General features: G+C 58.4%; 19 protein-coding genes and 1 tRNA gene. 10 read left to right on the top strand and 10 right to left on the bottom strand.

What is annotated here, in order from left to right:
* Window positions 1-55 precede the first annotated feature (55 nt).
* The 3 genes from zipA to G3I74_RS03255 all read left to right on the top strand — a co-directional run bounded on the left by zipA (window position 56) and on the right by G3I74_RS03255 (window position 3,405).
* Entirely contained in the window at window positions 56-811 is a 756-nt protein-coding gene (zipA, locus tag G3I74_RS03245; protein WP_164210128.1) for a cell division protein ZipA, read from the top strand.
* 17 nt (window positions 812-828) lie between these two features.
* Window positions 829-2,853: an NAD-dependent DNA ligase LigA gene (gene ligA / locus G3I74_RS03250; protein WP_164210129.1), complete on the top strand. Its 2,025-nt coding sequence runs from the start codon at window positions 829-831 to the stop codon at window positions 2,851-2,853.
* 111 nt (window positions 2,854-2,964) lie between these two features.
* Entirely contained in the window at window positions 2,965-3,405 is a 441-nt protein-coding gene (locus G3I74_RS03255; protein ID WP_164210130.1) for a universal stress protein, read from the top strand.
* Between the two features lie 27 nt (window positions 3,406-3,432).
* Here G3I74_RS03255 and G3I74_RS03260 read toward each other — a convergent pair whose 3' ends face one another.
* Both G3I74_RS03260 and G3I74_RS03265 read right to left on the bottom strand, forming a co-directional pair.
* Window positions 3,433-3,783 carry a hypothetical protein gene (locus tag G3I74_RS03260; RefSeq protein ID WP_164210131.1) on the bottom strand — a complete coding sequence of 117 codons (351 nt, stop codon included), beginning with the start codon at window positions 3,781-3,783 and terminating at the stop codon, window positions 3,433-3,435.
* Window positions 3,780-4,844, bottom strand: coding sequence for an NAD(P)-dependent alcohol dehydrogenase (locus G3I74_RS03265; RefSeq protein WP_164210132.1), 1,065 nt, complete (start codon window positions 4,842-4,844; stop codon window positions 3,780-3,782). Before G3I74_RS03265 ends, G3I74_RS03260 begins: the two co-directional genes overlap by 4 nt.
* Window positions 4,845-5,034: 190 nt before the next feature.
* Here G3I74_RS03265 and G3I74_RS03270 point away from each other — a divergent pair, with 190 nt between their 5' ends.
* Complete coding sequence (locus G3I74_RS03270; RefSeq protein ID WP_164210133.1) at window positions 5,035-6,105, top strand: threonine aldolase family protein; 1,071 nt, start codon at window positions 5,035-5,037, stop codon at window positions 6,103-6,105.
* Between the two features lie 117 nt (window positions 6,106-6,222).
* Window positions 6,223-7,365, top strand: a complete 1,143-nt coding sequence (locus G3I74_RS03275; protein WP_164210134.1) for a PQQ-dependent sugar dehydrogenase — start codon at window positions 6,223-6,225, stop codon at window positions 7,363-7,365.
* A gap of 152 nt (window positions 7,366-7,517) precedes the next feature.
* Here G3I74_RS03275 and G3I74_RS03280 read toward each other — a convergent pair.
* The 5 genes from G3I74_RS03280 to G3I74_RS03300 form a co-directional block, all read right to left on the bottom strand.
* Window positions 7,518-7,594 (bottom strand) — tRNA-Asn (locus G3I74_RS03280).
* A 61-nt stretch (window positions 7,595-7,655) separates the two neighbouring features.
* Window positions 7,656-8,270: an inorganic pyrophosphatase gene (locus G3I74_RS03285; RefSeq protein ID WP_164210135.1), complete on the bottom strand. Its 615-nt coding sequence runs from the start codon at window positions 8,268-8,270 to the stop codon at window positions 7,656-7,658.
* Between the two features lie 44 nt (window positions 8,271-8,314).
* The gene (locus G3I74_RS03290) at window positions 8,315-8,965 is read right to left on the bottom strand and encodes a thiopurine S-methyltransferase (RefSeq protein WP_164210136.1); all 651 of its coding nucleotides are present in this window, start codon (window positions 8,963-8,965) and stop codon (window positions 8,315-8,317) included.
* 267 nt (window positions 8,966-9,232) lie between these two features.
* A complete protein-coding gene (locus G3I74_RS03295) occupies window positions 9,233-10,273 on the bottom strand; it encodes a tyrosine-type recombinase/integrase (protein ID WP_164210137.1) in 1,041 nt (346 codons plus the stop codon).
* A gap of 92 nt (window positions 10,274-10,365) precedes the next feature.
* The gene (locus G3I74_RS03300; protein WP_164210138.1) at window positions 10,366-10,842 is read right to left on the bottom strand and encodes a MerR family transcriptional regulator; all 477 of its coding nucleotides are present in this window, start codon (window positions 10,840-10,842) and stop codon (window positions 10,366-10,368) included.
* A gap of 385 nt (window positions 10,843-11,227) precedes the next feature.
* Here G3I74_RS03300 and G3I74_RS03305 point away from each other — a divergent pair, with 385 nt between their 5' ends.
* From G3I74_RS03305 to ltrA, 5 genes are all read left to right on the top strand, one after another.
* Complete coding sequence (locus G3I74_RS03305) at window positions 11,228-11,881, top strand: hypothetical protein (RefSeq protein WP_164210139.1); 654 nt, start codon at window positions 11,228-11,230, stop codon at window positions 11,879-11,881.
* 59 nt (window positions 11,882-11,940) lie between these two features.
* Entirely contained in the window at window positions 11,941-13,740 is a 1,800-nt protein-coding gene (locus G3I74_RS03310) for a hypothetical protein (protein WP_164210140.1), read from the top strand.
* Window positions 13,737-14,648 carry an AAA family ATPase gene (locus G3I74_RS03315; protein ID WP_164210141.1) on the top strand — a complete coding sequence of 304 codons (912 nt, stop codon included), beginning with the start codon at window positions 13,737-13,739 and terminating at the stop codon, window positions 14,646-14,648. Before G3I74_RS03310 ends, G3I74_RS03315 begins: the two co-directional genes overlap by 4 nt.
* 14 nt (window positions 14,649-14,662) lie before the next feature.
* Entirely contained in the window at window positions 14,663-15,943 is a 1,281-nt protein-coding gene (locus tag G3I74_RS03320; RefSeq protein ID WP_164210142.1) for a hypothetical protein, read from the top strand.
* A gap of 608 nt (window positions 15,944-16,551) precedes the next feature.
* Complete coding sequence (ltrA, locus tag G3I74_RS03325; protein ID WP_203594482.1) at window positions 16,552-17,814, top strand: group II intron reverse transcriptase/maturase; 1,263 nt, start codon at window positions 16,552-16,554, stop codon at window positions 17,812-17,814.
* A 1,059-nt stretch (window positions 17,815-18,873) separates the two neighbouring features.
* Here ltrA and G3I74_RS15645 read toward each other — a convergent pair.
* From G3I74_RS15645 to G3I74_RS03340, 3 genes are all read right to left on the bottom strand, one after another.
* On the bottom strand, window positions 18,874-19,302 hold the full coding sequence (locus G3I74_RS15645; protein WP_203594483.1) for a hypothetical protein: 429 nt from the start codon (window positions 19,300-19,302) through the stop codon (window positions 18,874-18,876).
* Between the two features lie 269 nt (window positions 19,303-19,571).
* On the bottom strand, window positions 19,572-20,957 hold the full coding sequence (locus G3I74_RS03335; RefSeq protein ID WP_164210144.1) for a sensor histidine kinase: 1,386 nt from the start codon (window positions 20,955-20,957) through the stop codon (window positions 19,572-19,574).
* Window positions 20,954-22,336, bottom strand: a complete 1,383-nt coding sequence (locus tag G3I74_RS03340) for a sigma-54-dependent transcriptional regulator (RefSeq protein ID WP_164210145.1) — start codon at window positions 22,334-22,336, stop codon at window positions 20,954-20,956. The genes G3I74_RS03335 and G3I74_RS03340 overlap by 4 nt, the downstream gene beginning before the upstream one ends.
* Window positions 22,337-22,408 lie beyond the last annotated feature (72 nt).

Below are 22,408 nucleotides of genomic sequence, written 5' to 3' on the forward strand. Positions count from 1 at the left end.
TCGTGGAGTGATGCGGTAAACTCGTCGCTGTTCTCTCCGGACTCGGTCAATCGTCGTGGACAATCTGCGCCTGATCCTGATCCTGCTCGGCCTGGTGATCCTGGCCGCCATCGTGCTCTTTCATCGCCCGCGGGGGCAATCCCGGCCCAACCATGCCCGCTGGTTGCAGCGACGGCGCGAGCCCAGCCTGGGCGATTCGGAGGGCAATGAATACGCCGAAGAAACCCGTGCCGACGCCGACACCGATCCGGCAGCCTGGCAGACCAGCTTTCCCGCCTTCTCGGCCACCGACGATTCGGGGGCGGGCGGACTCAAAGATCACCCTCAGCCAACGGCCGACGAGCCAGGCGAGGCGGCCGCGACGGCGCCGGGGCGGATGCAGCCGGACAAGATCATCAGCCTCTTTGTACGGCGCCGAGACGAGCGAACCATCAACGGCTCGGAACTGCTCGATGCCGCGGTCAAGGCGGGGCTGACCTTCGGCGAAATGAACATCTTCCACCGCCTTCACGAAGGGGATGTCCGGCCGGTATTCAGCATGGCCAACCTGACCCCGCCGGGCCATTTCGATGCCAGCGAATGGAACGTGTTCGATACCCCGGGCGTCGCCCTGTTCGTGACCCTGCCGGGCCCGGTCAGCGCCCTGGATGCCTGGGACGCCATGCTGGCCACCGGTCGCCGCATCGCCGAACTGCTCGATGCCGAACTGCTTGACGATGGCAAGTGCCTGCTGACCCGCCAGCGCATTGCCCAGATCCGCGAAGACATGCGCGAATACGATCGTCGGCACGGGCTTGTCGGCGGCGGCTGACGTCTCGGGGTCGAGCGGTGGCGGCCGAGCAGCAAGACGCTGACGCGCGCGAGCGGGCAGAGCGCCTGCGCGAGAAAATCCGCGAGCACAATTATCGCTACTACGTGCTCGATCAGCCGACGATTTCCGATGCCGAATACGATCGCCTGCTGCGCGAACTCCAGTCCCTGGAGGCGGAGCAGCCCGAGCTGATCACCCCCGACTCGCCGACCCAGCGCGTCGGCGCCGAACCGGCCGAAGGCTTCGAGACGGTGACCCACAGCATCCCCATGCTGTCGCTGGCCAATGCCTTCAGCGCCGAGGAGGTGGCCGACTTCGATCGCCGGATCCGCGATCGCCTGGATCTTGACCAGGTGCAATACGCGGTCGAGCCCAAGCTGGACGGGCTGGCCATCGCCCTGCGCTACGAGCGCGGCCGGCTGGTACTCGGGGCGACGCGCGGCGATGGCAAGCAGGGCGAAGACGTCACCTCCAACGTGCGCACAGTGCGCGCAATTCCATTAAAGCTCCGTGGTAGAAAGATTCCTGAACTCCTTGAAGTTCGAGGAGAAATATTCATGACCCGTTCCGGTTTCCAGCGGCTCAACGAGCGTCTTTCCGAAGCCGGGCAGAAAACCTTTGTCAACCCGCGCAACGCCGCGGCCGGAAGCCTGCGCCAGCTGGATCCGGCCGTGACCGCGCAGCGGCCGCTGCATTTCTACTGCTACGGGGCGGCGACCGAAGACGGTCTGCCGGAGACCCATTCGGCCATTCTCGAGCAGCTGCAGGACTGGGGCCTGCCGGTCAGCCCCGAGGTTGACGTGGTCACCGGCATGGAGGGTCTGGATGGCGCCTACTCGAGGTTCAGCCAGCGCCGCCAGGCGCTGGACTACGAAATCGACGGCGTGGTCTACAAGCTCGATTCACTGGAGCAGCAGCGCGAGATGGGCTTTGTCAGCCGCGCGCCGCGCTGGGCGCTGGCCCACAAGTTTCCGGCCCAGGAGGAAATCACCCGGCTTTTGGATATCGAGGTACAGGTGGGGCGCACCGGGGCCCTGACGCCGGTGGCGCGGCTGGAGCCGGTCTTTGTCGGCGGCGTGACGGTGACCAACGCCACCTTGCACAACGCCGATGAGGTCGCGCGCAAGGACGTGCGTCCGGGTGACTGGGTCGTGGTCCGCAGGGCCGGAGACGTCATCCCCGAGGTCGTGGCGCCGGTGCTGGATCGCCGTCCGGACGATACCCGCGTCTGGGAGATGCCGGATCAGTGCCCGGCGTGCGGTTCGGCCGTGGAGCAGGTCGAAGGCGAGGCGGTGGCGCGCTGCAGCGGCGGGCTGGTCTGCCCGGCCCAGCGCCGGCGCGCCATCGAGCATTTCGCCAGCCGCGCGGCCATGGACATCGAGGGCCTGGGCAGCAAGCTCGTCGCCCAGCTGGTCGAGGCCGACCTGGTGCACAGCCCGGCCGACCTCTACCGGCTCGACGCCGAAGCGCTGCAGCAGCTCGATCGCATGGGCGCGAAGTCGGCGTCCAACCTGGTCGACGCGCTCGAGCGCAGCCGCCGCACGACGCTGGCCCGGCTGCTCTACGCCCTGGGCATTCGCGAGGTCGGGGAGGTCACCGCCGCGCAGCTGGCGCGTCATTTCGGCAGCCTGGCAGCGGTTGCCGAGGCCGATGCCGAAGCCCTGGCCGCGGTGCCCGACGTCGGACCCGTGGTTGGCGCACACATCGAGGCGTTCTTCGACGAGGCCCATAACCGCGAAGTGATCGACCAGCTGCTGGCGGCAGGCGTCGAGTACGAACCCGAGACGCCGCGCAAGACCGACGACCTGCCGCTGGCCGGCCAAACCTATGTTCTGACCGGATCGCTGGAGCAGTTGACGCGCTCCGAAGCCCGCCAGGCCCTGGAAACGCAGGGCGCGAAAGTCACCTCCAGCGTGTCGAAAAAAACCACCGCCGTCATCGCCGGCACCGACCCGGGTTCAAAGCTCGACAAGGCGCGCGAACTCGGGGTCGAAGTACTTGACGAGCAAGCGCTCAAAACGCTGCTCCGGCGGTCGGACTGAAGCGAACGTTGCGCCCCTGAAACGGTCCAAACAGGTAGCAGCAGGCGCGGGCTGCTACCATGAGGGTGCAGCGCTTGCTGCAATCCTGCAACAGGATGCGAGGAGCACATCATGAGCGAACACATCAGGGAGATTCTGGTACCGGTCGACGGTTCGGAAAACTCAATCAGGGCCGCTACCTTTGCCATGGAAATGGCCGAAGCCATGAACATCGGCGTTCGTCTGTTCTACGTTTTTCCGGCCGCCTCGGTCGAAGTCATCGGTATTGCCGGGATGTCTCGTACCGATATCGACCAGGCCGCCCAGGCCGCCGCCCAGCGCGCCTTCGACAAGACCCGCAAAGGCGTGGGTGAGGCCATGATCGACAAGGTCGAGCAGGAAACCTCGGTCGGCGATCCCGCCGAAGAGATCATCCGCTTTACCGAAGACGATCATTCGGTGCTCGTCATTATCGGGCGCCGCGGCCTGTCGCGCATGCGCTCGCTGATGCTTGGCAGCGTCAGCGACAAGGTGCTGCGCCACGCCGAGAGCCCGGTGACGGTGATTACCTGATTAGCGATCGGGTCATCGATTGGGTCATCAATCGTCCAGCTCAATGTCGACGTAACCGCATTCGATGGCCCGCTCCAGGGCGGTAAAGGCATCGCGTAGCTCTTCGAACCGCCGCCGGGCCTCGCGCAGTTCCAGAATCCGGTCATCGTCCGGCAGCCGGTCAGCGCTGCTCTGACCCAGCTTAAGAGCAAGATTGAGGTAGGTCGCCCGACTGCGGGCGACCACCGTGGCCAATTCCAGACAGTGCGCCCGCGTCAGCCGGGGCATGTCTTCGTGCACCAGTTGCCGGTTGATCGGGCCGATTTCGCGCTCCAGCTCCAGCACGAACTGCCGATGGCGGCGCAGGCGATACTCGTCGTCAAATTGCCTGTCGTTCATGCATTGGCTCCCGCGCGCAGCGTGTCCATGTCGATGACGAAGCGATAGCGCACGTCGGAGCGCAGCATCCGCTCGTAGGCCTCGTTGATGTTGCCGATGTCGAGCATTTCGATATCGCAGACAATGTCGTGCTCGGCGCAGAAATCCAGCATTTCCTGGGTCTCGGGCAGGCCGCCGATCAGGGATCCGGCCACCTGCTTGCGCCGAAAGACCACGGCGCCGGCATCCAGCGGCGGCTCCACCGTCTCAAGCAGCCCGACCAGGATCAGCGTCCCGTCGCGCTTGAGGGCGTTGACGTAGGGGTTGAGATCGTGCGCAACCGGGACCGTGTCGAGAATGTAGTCAAAGGTATTGGCGACTGAGTCCATCTGGTCGTCGTCGGTCGAGATCACGACCTTGTGCGCGCCCTGCCGGAACGCTTCTTCGCGCTTGGATTCCGAACGCGTAAACAGCGTGACCTCAGCACCCAGGGCGCGCGCGAACTTGACCCCCATATGCCCCAGCCCGCCCATGCCGACCACCGCGACCCGGTCGCCCGGGCCGACGCCGAAGTGCTTGAGCGGGGAATAAGTGGTGATGCCGGCGCACAGCAGCGGGGCAGAAGCGGCCGCGTCCAGCTTTTCCGGCATGCGCAGGACGAAGCGCTCGCTGACCACGATCGCTTCCGAATATCCGCCGAACGTGACCGAGCCGTCATGACGGTCTTCGCCGTTGTAGGTTGCGGTAAAGCCGGCATCGCAATACTGCTCCAGCCCTTCCTCGCAGGCTGAGCACTCGCGGCAGGAATCGACCAGGCAGCCCACGCCGACGCGATCACCGGGCTTGAAGCCGGTCACCTCGCCGCCGACCGCGGTCACGGTGCCGACGATCTCGTGGCCCGGCACGACCGGGTAGACCGTCCGGCCCCAGTCGTTGCGGGCAAAGTGGATGTCGGTATGACAGATCCCGCAGTAGTCGATGCGGATGGCCACATCGTCGGGGCGCGGGGCGCGGCGATCGATCGATAGCGGCTCGATGGCCGAGGTTTCGGACTGGGCGCCGTAGGCCTGGATGGTGGGCATGAGCAGGTTCCGCTGTGGGTTTGACCCCATTATGCAGCGAAAACCAGCCGGTTTTTCCAGCAACGACGCCGACATGGCGACCGGGCTGGACGCCGCCCGGCAGCTGGTCTTATAGTCGTGGCCGCTCGATTGTGCGCTGACCGGGCCTTGCCTTACCCCTCGCAACCACGCTTAAAGAGTGCCAGTATCCATGACCGCCTGTATCGTCCGTCATCCACCGGAGTCCATGGCCAGCACGCTGCAAAGACTCGCCGCGCGAGCAGAAGGAGAGAAGGCTCCCGACGTCTACGGTACGGGTGCGCTGGTGGAGGATTTCGAAGACCGCATCGCTGCGATGCTGGGCAAGCCGGCGGCGGTGTTTCTGCCCAGCGGCACCCTGGCGCAACCGCTGGCGCTCAAGATTCATGCCGACCGGCGCGACAAGACCGGCATTGGCCTGCATCCGACATCGCACCTGGTCTTGCACGAACAGGACGGCTACCAGGCGCTCTGGGGGCTGACGGGGCAGCTGCTCGGTCATCCTCGACAAGTTCTGACGCTTGCTGACCTTCACGTGTCGGCGCCGGAAGAGCTGGCCGCGCTGGTGCTCGAGCTGCCGATGCGCGAGATCGGCGGCCAGCTTCCCGAGTGGGACGATCTTCGGGCCCAGGTCGACTGGGCGCACCGTCACGACGTTGCCGTTCATATCGATGGCGCTCGCCTCTGGCATTGTCCGGCGTACTACGGTCGAAGCCTGGCCGAGATCAGCGCCCAGGCCGACTCGGTCTATGTCAGCCTGTACAAGGACATCGGCGGGATCGCCGGCGCGGTGCTGGCGGGCGAAACCGACTTCATTGCCGAGGCGAAAGTCTGGGCCCGACGCGCCGGCGGCAATCTGCCCGCTTTTTATCCCTACATCCTGGCGGCGGAGCAGGGCATCGAGGACAACCTGGCCAGCATTTCAGATGCAGTGACCTATGCCCGGACCCTGGGCCCGTTGCTGGCGAGCCTTCCCGGTGTGCAGGCGAATCCGCCTGTGCCGCAGGCGGCCATGTTTCATCTGCATATCGGGCTTGCGCCGGAGGCTTTGATGCAGGCGACCGCCGAATACAGCGCGCAGCACGACGTGATCGTGCTGCCGAAACCGCGCGCTGTTGACGATCACGGCAACAGCATCTGCGAGATCAGCGTGGGGCGAAGCACCATGCAACATGCCCCCGAGTTCTGGTTGGCCCACCTCGGCGCAGCCCTGGCCAGCAGCGAGTTGCTGGCGCGGGCCTGAAGCATCCGATCGGCATTCAAACGCGACCCATGCGCGTGATTGCATTGCGGGTCTTTCCTGTATGCCGACGCCGTATTCGTTAAGGTGGTGGTCTGATTCAACAACGAAAGGCCACCCATGAACCGACGATCCGCACCGCTGGCGCTGCTCGCAATCCTGCTTGCCTTCACCGCCCAGGCTCAGGACGAGGCGCCGTTCTCGATCGAACCGATCACCTCATTCGACGAACCGTGGGCCATCACTTTCCTGCCCGACGGTCGCATGCTGGTCACCGAGAAGAAGGGCAACCTGCGCGTGGTGTCGCAGGCGGGTGAGCAGTCGCGGCCGGTTGAAGGCCTGCCGGACGTGGACTATGGCGGCCAGGGCGGGCTGGGCGACGTGATCCTGCACCCTGATTACGCAGATAATGGCATCATCTACTTAAGCTACGCCGAAAGCGGAATCGGCGATACCCGCGGGGCTGCGGTCATGCGCGCCGTCCTCGAGCTTGGCGATCGCGGCGGCCGGCTCGCCGATGCCGAGGTCATCTGGCGCCAGTATCCGAAGGTGCTCGACGACGGCCACTACGGCCATCGGCTGGCCTTCGACGACGAGGGCTACCTGTGGATCTCCTCCGGCGACCGCCAGAAATTCACGCCGGCGCAGGACATGCAGAGCAACATGGGCAAGATCCTGCGCCTCGAGGAGGACGGTTCGATCCCGTCGGACAATCCCTTCGTGAACTACCGCGAAGACGAACCCCTGGTTGACGGGGTCGGCCCCTACGACGAGATCTGGACCCTGGGCCACCGCAACCCCCTGGGCATGGCCTTCGATGCCGACGGCCAGCTCTGGGTGATCGAGATGGGGCCGGCCGGCGGCGATGAGCTGAACCGCATCGTGCGTGGCGCCAACTATGGTTATCCGGTGGTCTCCAACGGCGATCACTACGACGGGCGCGAGATGCCCGATCACGACACCCGCCCAGAGTTCACCGAGCCGGTGATCACCTGGACCCCGGTAATCTCTCCGGGCGACTTCATGATTTACGAAGGCGAGTTGTTCAATGACTGGCGCGGGGACGCATTCGCCGCCGGACTGTCTTCCCAGGCCATCGTGCGCATCCGCTTTGACGGCATGGATGCCACCGAACTCGAGCGCTACGACATGGGCGCGCGCATACGGGCCATCGAGCAGGCGCCGGACGGCAGCGTCTGGGCGCTTGAGGACGAGCGCGGCGAAAGCCAGGGGCGGCTGCTGAAGCTAACGCCGCGGGACTGAGGCATGTTACAGCGCCAGCGCCGCATGCTTGGCCCCAGGTTTTGGGCCGCGGCGCAGGTGCGGCGATGAACCCAGGGATACATGGCAAACCTGCGAAAGCGGTTCCCAAAGAAAAAAGGGCTAGGGAGAACTCCCTAACCCCCTGATTTTCTTGGCTCCCCGGGTCGGACTCGAACCAACGACCTAGTGATTAACAGTCACCCGCTCTAACCAACTGAGCTACCGGGGAACGGTAAAGGCGGAATTATCCCGAAATCGCGCCCATTGGTCAACCGCTATTCGTCTCCCGGTCAGTCGCCGAACTCGTCGATGTAGTCCTCGATCGAGGCCTTGACGACTTTGCTGGCGTGCTCGTGGCCGTAGATCTGGTCGATGTGGGTGGTGGTGGCTTCGCCCGGAAGCAGTTTGTAGGTCAAAAAGTAATGACGAAGGCGCTCTGCCAGGCTGTCGGGCAACTCGCTGATATCCCGAGCATCACCCCACAGCGGGTCGTTTTCGAGCACGGCGACAATCTTGTCGTCGGCTTCCTCGTCGTCGATCATCTGCAGTCCGCCAATTACGCGGACGTTGAGCAAAACCTCCGAACGGGTAATCGGGCGCTCGGAAAACACGCAGATATCGAGCGGATCGCCGTCGCCGCGCTTGGCCGCCGGGATCAGGTCGCCGACGCGCTGACCGCAAAAGGTCCGGGGAATAAAGCCATACAGGGTAGGGGGCTGGGACGAGGTTCGCTGGGGCCGATCGACGCGCAGGTAACCGGTTTTCTTGTCGATTTCGTACTTGACGGTGTCGAAGGGTGTGATTTCGATGTAGGCGTGCAACAGATAAGGTGGTTCTCTGCCGACCTCCAGGCCGTGCCAGGGGTGCGGACGCCAGCGATAAAAAGGCTGCGGAAATGAAGGCATGGGGCTATGTGTCTCCGAACGGTGCGAGTTTGAGTATAAACGGGTCAAACAGCGGTGAGGCGGTAAACGGTCTCGTGCAGGCTCGTGATGCCATGAGCGCGAAACTTCGAGCTTTCGTCCAGAACGTCGCGCCGCTCCAGCGGCACTGAATCGAATCCAGTCATCTCCGCAACTTCCTCGAATGAAACTGAGAAAGGTGGTCCACCCTTCAGATTTTGATCATATTCCAGAGTGACAAGAAGCCCGATGGAACCCTTGGCCAGGCACTTTCGAAGCTGTTCTACGTAACTCTTGCGCATGGCTGGCGGCAGCGCGATCAATGCGGCCCGATCGTAAAATGCGCGGTAGGCTGTGGCGGGTTTGAAGGCAAAGAAATCCCCTTGCCACAACGAAACGCCGTCGGCTTCCAGGCCGCTTAAGGCCTGATCGGCTTGTTCGATGGGCGTGGGTCGACGCTTCCATTCCGCGAAAAAATCATGAACGGCAATCGGGTTCAGCTCGATCCCGGTGACTGGGTGGCCTCGTTCGCACAGCCAGCGCATGTCCAGTGTCTTGCCGCACAGCGGCACCAAAACCGGCTCGTCGATCTGGTGTACGAGCTCAGGCCAGTACGCAAGCAACGCCCAGTGCGCCTCGGGGGTATGAAAACCGATCTGTCCAGCCTGCCAGCGCTGATGCCAGAATTCCTTGTCCATGCGCTCATTGTACCGCTCGCCAGCTGCAGCTCGGATCTTCTATTATTTTACATAATATACATTATGCGAACTCTAGGCCGACACGAATCTTAACCCTTTAGCCGTGGCTACACGAACAAGTAATTCCGGAAACTTTTCCCAAGCAACCCCGGCAACAATCAAATTAACCATGGAAACAATTCGTTACCTCCAACAAACCCCGGAAACAATTCGTGCACAACGATCCGCACTAACGCCCCGCAGCGGGATTCTGGTCTGTGATGAGGATCAAGCGCCTAGTTCGGCGCTTTTCTCGCTAAGTTTCTCCATCGCCAATCTGTCTGCGATCTCAGCCCGGCGGTCATAAATAGCCGTTGTGTCGGTGCTTGAATGGCCGGCAAGTCGCCTCGCGGCATTTAAGTCCAAGCTCGCTGCTAGCAAATTCGAAACAAAGGTGCGACGAAGATCGTGCGGAGAGACTTGATGCAAGGGGCTCCTGGCGCGTACAACGTCGTAGATGGTTTGGTCTGTGATGCCGCCGTCGAGAATTCGGTCCTTCCAGCTGATTCGCCGAAACAAACTCCCTGGGCCAATCCCCCGAACTTGCATCCACGTCTCTAGGAGCCTGGTCGCCAGCGCGATCATAGGAATCATTCGTGACACGCGACCCTTTCCGCGACGGACTCGGATCTCTTGTCCCAACTGAATGTCGTCGATTTCGAGCGCGGCGGCTTCCGACCTTCTTAAGCCCGCAAAAGCCAGGCACCCAACAATGGCGGAATCACGACGGCCGCGATTGGTATCGTCATTACAGTTTGAAAGCAGCAGCTCGAGCTCGCCAGAGCTCAAATATCGCCCAGCAGGCTCTTTGTCTCGAGGAACGCGCTCGCCCTTGATCGATTGCACGCGAAGAAAGACCTCGTGCCCAATGTGGTTTAACATGAATGCCTGATGGAAAACGCCGCGGAGCGCGGCCCGCGCGCCGTTGAACGCCGCAGCGGTTGGCTCGTCGGCGGCCAGTCTGGCCAGGACTGCGTTGGCGCCCGAATACCCCAATCCAGCCCAATCGATTTGGTGCCAATCGGTTGCGCCCAGAAATCGAGCGAGCTTTCTCAGATGAGCCGCTTGGGTCCGACGGCTCGCTGCTGACCGAAGCGACAACAGATAATGCGCGGCAGGATCCAGCCGAAGCTGAGCCGGAAAGTCCCAGCTATCTGGGTCGAGTTTGCGAACAACGTTTTGGTCTAGCTGAATGATGGACGGCGGTAGCAACTGGTCCGGCTCCGGTTGTACCAGGAGCGTTCTCAGATTTTCGATTTCGCCTTCCATTATTAGGCCGTGAAATTCCCTGCAATTATTGCCCTATTTCGGCCTTCTATCTTTGTTAATATACATTAACATAAGTTCGTGGAAACAGACTTTCAGGCCGCAGGTTTGAGCTTTTCAGTCTCGGGTGAACTGGCGACCGAATGGCTTTTCTCCTCGTCGCCGAGTTCCGTAGAAAACAAACAGTCGAAAATCTGCCGAACGATTTCGCCCAGCGGGCTAACCACCCAATCCCCCGAAGCCAGCTTCTCATAAACGTTCTCTTCAACCGAGACAATCTCAAACAACCCTTGATTCGGATTGAAGAGCAACCGCTGATCGAACAAGTCTATCGGATGATATCCACACAGAAGATTGACCAGCGTCTCGAAGCATCCCGCGAAGACAGCTGTCTCTAATCTTGCCTGTTCGCTAAAACGTGCAATAACCGCGAGGCTCAAAAGCTCCGGCCACACTAACCTCTGGTCTTCCCGACGATCCCATGCCCCCGGTATGTTTTGACGCCAGTAGCGGAGCTTGCTTGCGGGAACCTCCAGGATTTCCGCGACATTGGTGATTTTATAACGAAACATGCTTTTTTATACCAGATGCTTTATTTTTTGTCAAACATTTTTAACATACGGACAAATTCAGAATATTTTTGACTAGATCAGCATTTCTATATGTGATAAAAAATGTATTCTTAATTAGACAAAATAAAACTCTGCTAAGAGAAGTGATAGTCGACGTATTTTTATTTTTCACGAAACTATTCTCAAAAAATAAGCGTATCACGATTTTATAAACACAGCAAATAAAAAAGCCCGGGCAATTGGAGCTGCCCGGGCTTTGGGGCGGGATATTAGAATCACCGCGACGTTGCCCTTTGATTCTCTACCCTCCCCTAACCGAAGTCAACCCTTTTCAACGGGGGTTGCGAGAGCGTTTTGTCTCACGACAGCCTAGTGGAGGAAACGAGTGATCGTACCGAATCAACGACCGATAAGCCGCAAAAAGAAGATCAGCCTGAACCTGCATCACCGCTGGATGCCCGGTCACACCGCGCAGATCAGCCGATTCGAAAGCCGCGCCGAATTCTATTTTGCCGCGCTTCTAGAAGCTGATCGAGAAGTCAAACGATATGTACCCCAACCGTTTGACCTCCGACTGGATCCCCCTATTGGAAAAAGAAAGTCTTATCGACCGGATTTCTATGTCCAAAGAACGGACAACAGTGAGCACGTCTACGAGGTAACTACAGCGGAGAAAGCACAAGGTCGACCCGTTCAGCAGGCGACAGCGACCTTGAAGAAGCTAGGGATGACCTATGCGCTCGTACTCACAGATTCTATCTATGCGCGATCTATTGAGGCTGAGAATTGGCTGCTGATCTGCCAGTATGTTTCGCTTTTTCATGATGACCCATCAACCGAACAGACTGTAGATCTGATCAGGTCTCAATTTCTCTCGTGGAAAACGCTTTCCATTGACGATCTGAGTGCCCAGTTCCGGCATATACCGCGGGCAGCTTTCATTGGTGCTTTCTGTGTCTTAGCCCACTGCCATCGTCTTGAATTTCCGGACATCAAAATTGAGCCTCTCAACGCCAGAATGAAGGCCCGTATATTATGAGCTGGCGGCAAGTATTGGCGATGAATCCAGAGCTTAGTAACATCTCGCATTGGTCAGCCGTGAATCTTGAGAATTTGACGCCGTCAGAGATAAAGATCTTCAAGAAAAGAAAGCGAGCTGTTGCTTTGGTTTTGGGTGGGCAGACCATCTATTCAGCTGGCAAAGCAACTGGCTTGGCGCCGTCAACAGTCAGCAAACTCCTTAAGCGGGCGCTTGAAACCTCTGAAACTCAGCCACTGCCTGCACTGACAGCTGCCCTTGTTCCTTATACGCGAATCGCTACCTCCAAGCCGCTGCCGGCCAGTGGCTCCGCGCTCGGCTTTCGCGGCCAATTTGGTCGCCTTTTGCAGGATAACCCCGAGATTGAGGTGCACATCCGCAAGTCGATTTCAAACGCAGATCGACATGCACCCCACCAGCGACATCTAACAATGGCAGGTCTCCATGAGGAGATTTTGGCCATGCTGAGGAAAAAAGGGTATGGGCTGGATGACTACCCGTTTTGCACCGCGAGCCAGGGGCTCGAGTCTTTAAGAAAGTGCTATCACCGTTGTAAATCAGAGATTCTTGATAGCCGGTTCAATCGAATTTCTAGGGCTGGTCCGAAAAAAGATGAGGTCAATTTTGGCTTTTTGCTGCCTGGGATAGTTGAGTTTGATCATCATAAAATCGATGTAGAAAGCTCAGATGTGATGCCCGACCGTGCCCGAAGAGTGATGAGAGCGATTCGAATCCCGCGCTTCTGGCTTGGACTGGCAATAGAAAAGTCGAGTACGGCGATTTTAGGATACGCATACGATTACTTGCGAAATCCCTCACAAGAGAGCGTTTTGCATTGTCTACACATGATCTTTCGAGGTAGCGACGCTCTTGATCAGGGTCTCCTAAGAACCGAAGAGCCAATGATCCCGGCTGTTCCAGCCGACTTTGATCCCAGACTAAGAATTATCCCCCGGGAAATTCGTGTTGATAACGCGATGGCTCACTACGCCCATACCGTGAGCAATCTGATTGTGAACCGTTTCGGTGCCGCAATCGTCCATGGTCTTCCCGCTCATCCACTTGCACGACAGCTTGTCGAATCGACATTCAGAGAGCTTGAGGCCCACATACACACGCTTCCGTCAACGGCCGGAACTGGGATCAATGATCACCGTCGCGAGCCTTCCAAGCGTAGAAAACGAGTCCCACACCTTACCAACCTGACTCTTTTGAGAATCGTTCATAAGTTGATCGCGCACCATAACAACCTTCCACGAGACTATTTGCAGAATTTATCTCCAGTCGAATATCTGAAGCGATCGATCGAAGAAGGCGCCTTACCTGTGCAAGCTAACAAGTCATGGTTTGATCAATCATCTCCATTCATCAAAACCGTCAGATGCAAGGTGCACCTTTACAACGGCCTTACTCCGCATGTGAATCTGCTCTACAACCGATATATGGGGCCGAGTCTTGCTCCCTCATTTTCCGGACGTCAGATCTACGTCAAATACAATCTTCTCGACATACGGTCTGCAGACGCATACGAGTTAGATGGAACGTTCATTGGTCGCCTACATGCCCCACGTCGACTCCTTTCAGAACCACTAAGCGAGAGAACGTTAAAGAAGATAAAAAAACTTGGACTGCTTGATAGATTCTCAGTCGGCGACCCCATTGCCGAATACACTGAGCACCTAGAAAAAGGAATTGATAATCCAGAAGCGATCCGGGAATACATGCGAATTCGGAACATCAAACCGCTTTTTGACAGCAACGGGACGAATAGAAACCCGTCCGAAGATCAGAAATACTTGGCGGACCAATCGGAATATTCTATCAGCGCCATTGAATGGAGACCTGGACAATGTCAGTGAGCGGTGGAAACCAAGGTTGTTCCTTAGAAGCAAAAATTATGCTCAAAACTCCTCAGGTTGAAGATCTTATGCTTGCTGTTCAGCAGTGGCTCTGGGTAGGAACTCCAGGTGGATTTGTTTACGGGAATCCAAGGGTCGGAAAAACGACTGGTATCAAATATGCATCAGAGAGCATCTCGACTCGGTCAGGAGGATCTGTTCCTTTCATTTATTATTCAGTGCAGAGAGACCAAAGGAAAACTGACAAAAAGTTCTGGTCAGCGATACTCTTGGCTTTGCGAAAAGACATAACGCATACTCGAACAGCAATTGCTCTATATGAACAGCTGATGGGCCAAATTGACATCATTTCTAGGCAAAATATGGAACGACAGGTAATTCTATGTATTGATGAGGCTCAGGATCTGAGCTTACAGGAGCTGCGATGGCTCATTTGTCTACACAACGATCTTTTGCATCAAGGCACTAACCTGCTTGTTACACAAGTAGGAACGCTTGAACTCAAAGATCGTCAGAAAAAACTTTTTGGTCCAGAGACAGATCACATTAAGGGTCGATTTTTCAACTCCGAGTATCGATTCCATGGGGTCAGAACCCGCAATGAATTGCAACAAATCCTTTTAATATTTGACGATCCAACAGCCTGGCTCGGTTCTCAGACGCCTTCATCATTCTATCTACTGGAGTCTTGTTTACAAGGCGCCAAGCTTTGTGATCTGCTGCCTTTTTTTTGGCGCATCTGGACCGACAAAATCAAGCCAAGCGGGTACAGTGAGTGGCCAACATTTTACTTGATTGGTGCAATTCGCACATTTTTCCTCGATTTCGTACATCGTATCCCTCATTCTGAAGACGTCGAGAGCTACATCTATGGAGCAGTGAAGGCGTCTGGAATCCTTCCAGAATAGCGGAGGTGGTTGATATGGTTGACGTTGCGCATGGAGGAATGTGGGACCACCATAGCTCAAGTTCTTTAGAAGTCACATGGAATATCCTGCGAGCAAACGGGGTAAGTGAAGAGGCTTTTGCTAAACTTGACTTAGCCGACTGCCCTGAATGTTATTTAAAAGATGATTTTATTCATCCCAAGGTTTTACGCCGCAGAGCTCTTCGGAAAGCGTACTATCAAAGAATAATCTCAGAGATCCCACAGCCGATGTTTCTCAGCGAAATCAGGAAACTTAACATTCTCAGCCCCCGCAGGGATTCAAAGATTTGTGAGGAGTGTGCGGAAAGTGGCGTCCACTCCGTCATGTTCGAATTACCGTGGGTACATGAATGCCCTATCCACTCTACCAGTCTTTATTTGAACAATGCAGATTATAATTTGCGGAAAGTAGCATCTAATCGCGTTAAGAGGCGCCGATTGGTCCAAGAATTCAATAAATTGTCCCTCGATGCTATCGCCACGTTGAAGGAGATGAAAAATAACTATAAGCCGTTCCATCCTATGAATCAGAGACAAACTGGAGTCCGCAAATTTTATTTTGATTTTTTCAATAAGATTACCAACAATTGCATGACATATGCTAGTGCATATAGTGCTGTAACACATGGATCAAAGTCAAAGATCTATTGTGTCTCTGACACCAGAAGGCGATCTTCAGAGGCTAGCGAAGCGCTTATCAGGAAAGCATATGAAGCTGCGTGTAAAAAAATTGATGCGGAGGTTTTATTTGAGCAAAAAGCACTCAAAAAGAGGAGGAGAGACTTAGCGTCTCTTTATGAACGAGAGTCACTTAAGATCGGTCTTTATGAGTTCCTCGATAGGGATCGAGAAACGATCTCAGCTTTTTGGGCCGGATCAATGCGAGAGCTGGGTTTATACAGAAAAAAAGGATCCAGAGCGCGTCTATATTTTTGGACTTCACTTGATCAGCGGGTCTCTGAAGATGTATGCGCTTGCTATATCAGCAGGTCTGCGATCGAACATGTAGTCAATCTTAAAGTTTATGAGACCCTTTATATTTTTCTTCTGAGATGCCAGATACACAGGCATTATACCATGCCTTGCGATGCTCGAGACTTAGAGTTTGCCTATGATTCCGATTCAGTGGCATTTCATGGGTTTTACTTTGGGGACACTCGCAATATGTTGCTTCCCGTACACACTACTCAATCGGTGATTTATTTGGCGAATTCTGTGATCCCGCTGCACTTTCGAACAGCGCACGAACGAAAACTCGCAGAATCAGTAACCTAGTACAAAGAGGAGCCCCCAGCTCTGCTGGCGGTGGTTGTCAAGCTAGATGTGTGTGCCGCAGCAATGCGGTTTCGGTTAGCGGGAGCTAACCGGGCAGCATGAGAAGCTGCCGAAGTGATGGCGGAACCGACCCGCCGGAGTCTGTCTGCAGGGACCGGCTCCAAACCACCCTCGAGCGGCATTGGCTGAAGACCGTTGTCGTGAGCGTCGAGGGAGAAGGCGCATCCATGTGGTGTGTCAGGTATGGATCGAGAAGACGAGTGCAGACGAATCACTGTTGACGTGTCGAAATTGTACAGCCGACATCAAAACCGGGGGCGACAACTATCCCCGGGACGAACCTACCGGAAGCCTGCTGACTGGGTGGGTGGTGTCCGGCATAGAAGTGGCGTGATCTCGATCCAGGCGCTTCGGCGGAACTGCGGGAACTCAAGTCATGATGCCAAGGGAGCGTGCCAAGTGACACAAAGCAAGGCACTGAGTACCGATGCATGGCTTGAGGACGGACCGGCCCGTATGAGCGATGATGCGGCTGTAATGGCTGCGGAGCAAAGGGGCCGGGTTGTTCCAGTCGACCCGATGGCCAACTCCCTCGGGAGGATGAACCCTTGACGTCGACAAAACCGTTTGTAATTCCAAAGCGGCTGATATGGGAAGCCTATCGCCGCGTGAAGGCCAACCGCGGTGCAGCGGGGGTCGATGCGGTTTCCATCGAGCAGTTTGATGAAAACCGGAATGGCAACCTCTACCGGATCTGGAACCGGCTTTCTTCAGGCAGCTACTTTCCGCCTGCGGTCAAAGCGGTTCCGATACCCAAGAAGTCCGGTGGAGAGCGGATGCTGGGTGTGCCGACCGTCAGCGATCGGATCGCCCAGACCGCCGTCGTCCTGGCTCTGGAGCCTGATCTGGAGCGGGTGTTTCACCCGGACTCCTACGGGTACCGGCCGGGACGTTCGGCCCACGACGCACTCGCAGTGACTCGCCAGCGCTGCTGGCGCCGTAACTGGGTGCTGGAGTACGACATCCGCGGGCTGTTTGACAACATCGATCATGCGTTGCTGCTGCGGGCCCTTCGTCATCATTGTCAGGAGCGATGGATTCTTCTCCATGTGGAGCGTTGGCTGACTGCGCCGATGCAGCGCGCTGACGGAACAGTGATTGAGAGAACGGTCGGCACACCGCAGGGTGGACCCCTTTCGCCGTTGCTCGCCAACCTGTTCCTGCACTATGCGCTGGATCACTGGTTAGCCACGCATCATCCGAAGATCGAGTTTTGTCGTTATGCCGATGATGGCATCTTGCATTGTCGCAGCGAGGCCGAGGCGCTGCAGATGCGCGAGCATCTGTCGTCTCGGCTGCAAAGCTGCGGGCTTGAACTCCACCCGGACAAAACCCGGGTGGTCTATTGCAAGGACAGCGAGCGTCCGGGCAAGTATCCGGTCATTCAGTTTGACTTCCTTGGCTATACGTTCAGGCCCCGGCGGATCAGGCGACGCGACGGCACATTGAAGACGGGCTTTACCCCGGCCGTTAGCCGGACGGCCCTGAAAGCAATGCGCCAACGATTGCGTGACAGCGGGGTGTTCCGGTACAGCCACCATGATCTTCAAGCACTGGCTGACTGGACGGCACCCCGCCTGCGTGGCTGGATGCGGTATTACTGCCGTTTTCGGGGTTCGGAGTTCCAGACCCTGGCCAACTACGTTGACGCCCTGATCGTTCGCTGGGCAATGCGGAAATACAAGCGCCTGAGAGGGCACAAGACTCGCGCCTATGCATGGCTGGATCGACAGAAGCGTCGGTCCCCCTCGTTGTTTGCTCACTGGAGCGGCCGCGGCGAGTTTGTGGTTGGAGCAACAAGAGCCCGGTGAGTCGAGAGGCTCACGCCGGGTTCTGTGAGCGGCCGAGGGGGCAGTTCCCTCGGCCGACTCGACCGCCTTTTTCATGCTCAAGCAGCCTGATTCATCGGCCGGTTTTCCTTTTCCGGGTTCAACCATACGGCGCCGGTCGATGATCAGTTTCTTGTGGCGCCACTCCAGCGCTGCGGATGTCGATCGCGGGCTTGGCTGTACACCTCGTGCCGCCGCGCCAGGATGGTCCGGAGCCCTTCATGGTCTGACAGTTCCGGAAGTCCCATGAAGACTCCGAAGCGCAAGCTCGCCCGAGTGGCCTTCGCGCTAGTACAGAAAAACGTCGACTTCGACCCGAAACTGCATACGGTGGGTTGACCGGTGACATAGAATCTCACGGTGGCCACTTTATGCTTCTCAAAACATACCGGCTCAAAGAAAATCGCAAAGCCGGGCTGCTCGGAAAAAGCAAGACCGTTTGCGAAGAGACTGGACGCTTTATCACACAACAGGTTGGACCGGTACAGCACAAGGCCGATAACAAGTTCGGCATAGCCAATGCCGCTTTGAGCGAATGGCCCGCGGTGCGCGGAACTCATGATGGCCCGACCGCTGCTCGCAGCCTGTCAACAAGAGGCCGAATATACGCTTGCATCGAATCCAACCTCATGAAGTTCACCGTCTCGGGTTGCGGGAGGAATCCGTATACGACTTGTTATGTAGGCCAAACTCATGGCTCCACGGCCATTTTCCGATAAAACCAGGCCGTTCAGTTACGTTAGCGTGAGGAATGAACAGACTAATCTCGGTCACACCTAACAGCGCGGTTCCGCGTCTGAACACCCGCAAATACGGCCGCTGCTATAGCAGCGTACACAGCTACGGTTGCTCCGTAAATGAGCGGGGTGCTGGGTATGGACGAAGACATTGCCATTCCCAGAAATAGACCTAGTCCGCCAAAGGCAAGACCGGCAAGAGGTAAGGTTTGGTTCTTCATTTCAATCTCCTTCTACGGCAAAGATCCGAGACAATCTGATTTACTCGACATAACGCTCAGCTTAACCGGCCGGCTTTTTAGCGTCAACAGCCGGTTTTCATAATTTGATTAAGTTCTGTGCTGCCAATATGAAATTCAAAATGAAACGAACCGTGGTCACCAATCACCAAGTACTTAACTTCTGCGCCATAGCTCTCGGCGGGGTTAGACAAGTGGTGCTCGACAAGTTTGTTAGCAATATTGGTCAAACGTTTAGATGCCAACTCATCCTTGCTCGCTGTTCCCTCACTCTGGCTATCGGCCTCATTAAAAACCCATTCATAGACTCCACACCTGTCAGTTTTCATTTCAACATCAGGCTTCCCGCCGAGCCAGTCCGGAAAGCCACTATCTTCTGCTTGGGCAGATAGAGCCCATGCTATGCCAACAAGCACAAATGACATTCGCAAAAATCGGGAAACCATAACTTGCACCGGACCGGTCAGCGGCTTGCTGTCGTCGCGCTTGCGCATGGTCTGCTTGAGCTCGGCCCATTCCCTTCCCGAAAGGAAAGCGGGGTTGGGTATGGCGGCCTCAGCCGTGGCAATCGCACGCTCGACCAGTTCTACACGGGCGCGGGCCGATCCTCGGCCTGGGCCGGGATAGCACCGGGCATCGACAGGGCCAAGATGAGGAGAACGGTGTGGACTCGAAAAAGGGCTTGAATCATGACTTGGCATTACCTTGACCATGCTCCGATATTTGATCATGGCGCAATGAAGAAGACATAGCATATCAGGCGCTATTGAGGCGGCGATGTGGTGACGGTCGCGGCCGAGCTTGACTCGCTGCCGAGCTGGCCGGGCCTCTCGCTGATGCCGCAGCCCAGCCACAGGCGCGCCACGGCGCCGCCGTCGATATCGTCGCGCCCCAGCAGTTCCAGCCCGCCGCCGTGGAGTTCGGCAATGCGTCGCACCAGTGCCAGTCCGATCCCGCTGCCGCCGGGCTTGGTGGTGAAGAACGGCACGAACAGGTTGGCGCTGTCTGGGGGGCCAGGGCCGTTGTCGATGACGTGAAGCTCGAGCTCGTCGGCACGTACGCCCCAGGTGACCGTTACTTCCGGCTGGTCCTGGTCCAGACAGGCCTCAACCGCGTTGCGGACCAGGTTGATCAGCGCCTGCTCCAGTTGATCGCCATCGGCGTGGAACCGGCAGGGCGGGCCATCGAGCTTGACCGCCAGCCGGGTTTCCAGCGCGGCGACCTTGGTGGCCAGTTGTCTGATGTCGATCGGTGCACGACTCGGCGGGGGCAGCTTGGCCAGACCGGCATACAGGCCGACGAAACGGCTCAGTGAGGCCGCGCGCCGCGCGATAAGCTCGAGACTGTCGCCCAGCGCGGTGATATCGAGATCACCCCCGCTGCGCGCGATCCGGGCTCGCCAGGTCTCGGCCATCGACTTGATCGGACTCAGGCTGTTGTTGATTTCATGGCTCATGACCCGGACCAGTCCCTGCCAGGCTTCGTTGCGTTCGCTCGACAGCACGCTGCCGACTTCGGCCAGTACCAGCAGGCGGTGCGGTACCCCGCCGAGCCGGAAGTGACGCCGACGCACCATGAAACGGCCGCTGCCGCCCGGCATCACGAGACGCACGCTGGCGCCAAGTTCGTCGTCGAGCAGGTAGGCAAGGCCCAGGGTTTCGGCATCGATGCCGTCATGCAGCCGAAGACCGATCAGTCGGCGCGCGGCCGGATTGCTCAGGGTCAGAACCCCGTCGTCGCGAAACGCCAGCACCGGCAACTCGATCTCGTCGAGAATCTTGCCCAGCAGCAGGCCGGACTCGCGCTTGTTCAATGCCGTCGCTCTCAGCGAATCGGCCAGCAGGTTGATCGAGTGGGCCAGCTCATCGAGACCGAGCAGCTGGGTTTCGCGCAGACGCAGGCTGTAATCGCCGTCCCGTAACGCCTCGACCACGGTCGACGCCCCGGCCAGCGGGCGCAGCGCCCAGTGGGTCAGGCGCGCCGCCAGGCCGATGAGAAGCGCCAGCACCAGCAGCGTTCCCGCCAGCAGCCAGCCCGGATGCAGGTCCAGCCAGGACCAGGCCGAGGCGACCCCGACGAGCAGGGCAACGGTCCACAGCACACCGCCCACCAGCGCCGCCCAGACGCGCTGTCGCAGCGACAGCCTCATGCGGTCTTGATGCCGTATTTTTCCAGCCGGCGATACAGGGCGCTGCGGCTCAAACCCAGCGCCTCGGCCGTGTGCAGGACATCGCCCTCGAAGTGGTTCAGCGCCCGCTCGATCATCTGGCGCTCCAGGTCTTCCAGCGCGACGATGGGTTGAGCGCCGGTTGCCGAGGGCGACTGCCCGACCAGCATCAGGTGCTCCGGTTGGATGGACTGATCGCCGGCCAGCAGCACCGCGCGTTCGACCGCATGGGCCAACTCGCGCACGTTGCCCGGCCACTCGTGCTCGCGCAGGGCTTTCAGCGCGGCGTCTGAAAAGGCTAGCGAGCGGGCGTACTTGCGATTCTGAATGCTCAGGAATCGTTCGGCCAGCGGCAGAACATCGGCCGGCCGCTCGCTCAGGGGCGGAATGCGCAGCTCGATGGTATTGAGGCGGAAATACAGGTCGCGCCGGAACTCGCCGGCCTCCACCATCGCCTGCAAATCGGCATTGGTGGCCGCAATCACGCGCACGCGAGCGTGGCGCGTGCGGGTTTCTCCGATGCGCTCGAATTCGCCGGTTTCGAGCACGTGCAACAGCTTGGCCTGCTGCGCGGCCGGCAGGTTGCCGACCTCGTCGAGGAACAGGGTGCCGCCATCGGCCAGCTCGAAGCGCCCGGCGCGGGCCTCCCTGGCATCGGTGAACGCCCCCTTGGCGTGGCCGAACATTTCGGCCTCGAACAGCGATTCGGGGATGGCGCCCATGTTGACCGTGATGAAAACCTCGTCGGCCACCGGCGACCAGCGATGAATCTGTTCGGCGAGCAGACCCTTGCCGACGCCGTTTTCGCCGGTGATCAGGATCGGCGCGTCGGAGTCGGCGACGCGCCGGGTCATGTCAAGCAGCCTGCGCATTGACTCGGCCTCGGCCACGATGCCGCCGGGGCTTTTGTCGGCGCGCTCGAGTGCTGCCGCACGCCCGACGCGCCGGGCGCGTTCGACCGCGGCCGAGCGCTCGAGCTGGGTCCGGATGATGGTCAACAGGCGGTTGTTGTCCCAGGGCTTTTCGACAAAATCCGCCGCCCCCTGCTGCAGTGCCTGGACCGCCAGATCGATCGACCCCCAGGCGGTCATGGCGACCAATGGCCGGTGTTTGTCCAGCGCGCGCATGACGGCCAGCAACTCCAGCCCTTCGCGGCCTGAGGTCGTATCCCGACTGTAGTTCATGTCGAACAGCACCAGCGCGACCGGCTGATCTTGCAGCAGCGCAAGCGCGCCTTGGGGGGCGGCAGCGCCCAGCACGCTGTAGCCTTCATCGGCCAGCAGCAAAGACACGGCCTCGCGCACGTCGGCCTGGTCGTCGACGACCAGGATTGTGGCGGATTCGGCGCGGCCTGAAGTCATGGGTCAGGTTTCGAGAGGGTCGCTAAAACCGAACTGGATCAATGTTTAGAGTACGTCATGCGGCGAAGGTAT

The sequence above is a fragment of the Wenzhouxiangella limi genome, assembly GCF_010499265.1.
In the GTDB taxonomy this organism is placed as follows: domain Bacteria; phylum Pseudomonadota; class Gammaproteobacteria; order Xanthomonadales; family Wenzhouxiangellaceae; genus Wenzhouxiangella; species Wenzhouxiangella limi.